Annotated in this window: 1 protein-coding gene; it reads right to left on the reverse strand. The window is 55.2% G+C overall.

Going from position 1 to position 2078, the window contains the following annotated elements:
* Positions 1-375 precede the first annotated feature (375 nt).
* Positions 376-1839: a SulP family inorganic anion transporter gene (locus B7G66_RS08195; RefSeq protein ID WP_040511715.1), complete on the reverse strand. Its 1464-nt coding sequence runs from the start codon at positions 1837-1839 to the stop codon at positions 376-378.
* Positions 1840-2078 lie beyond the last annotated feature (239 nt).

Here is a 2078-nt window from a genome sequence, read left to right on the forward strand (position 1 = left end):
TCAGAAGACGCCGCCTTTTTCGATCAAAAGGCAGCACCCAAAAAACTTTTCTTTTTTATCAATGACTTGTTTTCAAACAATCTCTAAAGGACTGTTTCCTGACCAACAGGCGTAAAGGGGAACGCAGTCTCCAGCGGTGGCTTTTCAGGACAGATTACCGGGCACCGTCTTGTCGCAGAAATATGGTGTCCTGAAATTCTCGGCGGCTTGAAAATACAGGTCCATTAACCCGTTGGATGAATTTTTTGACAGGGCTTTGTTTCAAACGTCTTTGAAAAAAGCCCTGCTCAGGAAGTCTGTCATTCCTTATGAACAGGTTGTTTCAAAAATCCTGTGATGGGGTTTGGCTTGTTTCAAAGTCCATAACCGGCCTGCTTATTGTGCCGTGATTTCAATACTGGAATGGCGGTTGACCAGTGTGGCGCTGGCGGCATTCAGCCCGATGACCTCCACCGTCATACCATTCTGGCGCATTTTTCCGACGATATTTTCCAGCGCACCGACTGCCGTAATATCCCACAGATGTGCCTGTCGCAGGTCGATCCGGACCTGCCGGACATTGTCGCGTATGTCGAAGGCATCGGTGAAGCTGTCGGCGGAAGCAAAGAAGACCTGACCCGTGACGACATAGGTGCGGATATCCTGTGTGGCATCGCAGGTGCTGCGGATATCAAGCATCTTCGACACCTGAAAGGCGAAGAACACGCCATTGAGGAGTACCCCTGCGAGCACACCTGCCGCAAGGTCATGGGTGGTGACGACGACCGCCACCGTCAGCACCATGACCGTACTTGACAGGCGTGGATGGTGCAGCAGGTCACGCAGCGACGACCATGAAAATGTGCTGGCGGAAACCATGATCATGATGGCCACCAGTGCTGCCACCGGCACCCGCGCCACCCACGGGCGCAGCGCCACCATCAACAGCAGCAGGAATGCGCCAGCGACAAAGGTTGAAAGCCGTCCCCGTCCGCCATAACGCAGGTTGCCCACGGTCTGTCCGATCATGCCACATCCCGCAATGCCACCAAACAGGCCCACGGCGATGTTGGCAATGCCAAGGCCGGTGCATTCCATACGCTTGTTGCTGTGGGTTTCGGTGATGTCATCGACAACGCTGGCGGTCATCATGGATTCCAGCACGCCCACCGTCGCCATGGCGAGGGCATAGGGGGCAATGATCCCCAATGTTGCGCCGCTGAAGGGGATATCGGGCCAGACAAGGTGTGGCAGGCTGTCGGGCAGGCGTCCAAGGTCCGCCACCGTATGCAGCGGCATGGGAAAGCATGCCGCGATCGCACTGAGGATCACGATGCAGATCAGGGGGGAGGGAATGGCGGTAAAGAATTTCGGCACGCCATAGATAATGGCAAGGCCCAGTGCGATCATGGCGTAGGTATGCCACGAGACATGCATCATATGCGGAAGCTGCGCGGAAAAGATCAGGATCGCCAACGCATTGACGAAACCGGTTCGTACTGGACGTGAGACATAGCGCATCAGGACATGTAGTCGCAGCAGGCCAAAGATCACCTGAAACAGGCCAGCCAGCAGTGTAGCGGCCAGCAAGTATTGCACCCCATGTCCCCGCACCAGTGCTGCCGCCACCAGTGCGACGGACCCGGCCGCCCCGGAAATCATGCCTGGCCGCCCCCCGGCAAAGGCGATGACCACGCTGATGACGAAGGAGGCATATAATCCCACCTCTGGATCGACACCTGCGACAAAGGAAAAGGCAATCACTTCGGGGATCAGCGCAAAAGTCCCCACCATCCCTGCAAGGATGTCGCGCCGTATGTTGCCAAACCATTCGTCGCGATAATGTATCAGTCCATTCATCCGTTCATTTCCATTGTGGTCGATGCAGGTGCGTGCGCCCCATGCCCATGCATGCGTCATGCCCGCTGTGCCCGCAGGATCGGGTCATAAAATGCACAGGATTGCGCAGATCATAACAGGTCGGTGGAACGGGGCGGGGAAGTTTTCAATCCACTACCTGCCGGTAAGAGAGTGTTTGAAAACAAATCATTGATAAAAAAAGAAAAGTTTTTGGGTGCCGCCTTTTTTCAAAAAGGCGG

The organism is Novacetimonas hansenii JCM 7643, assembly GCF_000964405.1.
In the GTDB taxonomy this organism is placed as follows: domain Bacteria; phylum Pseudomonadota; class Alphaproteobacteria; order Acetobacterales; family Acetobacteraceae; genus Novacetimonas; species Novacetimonas hansenii.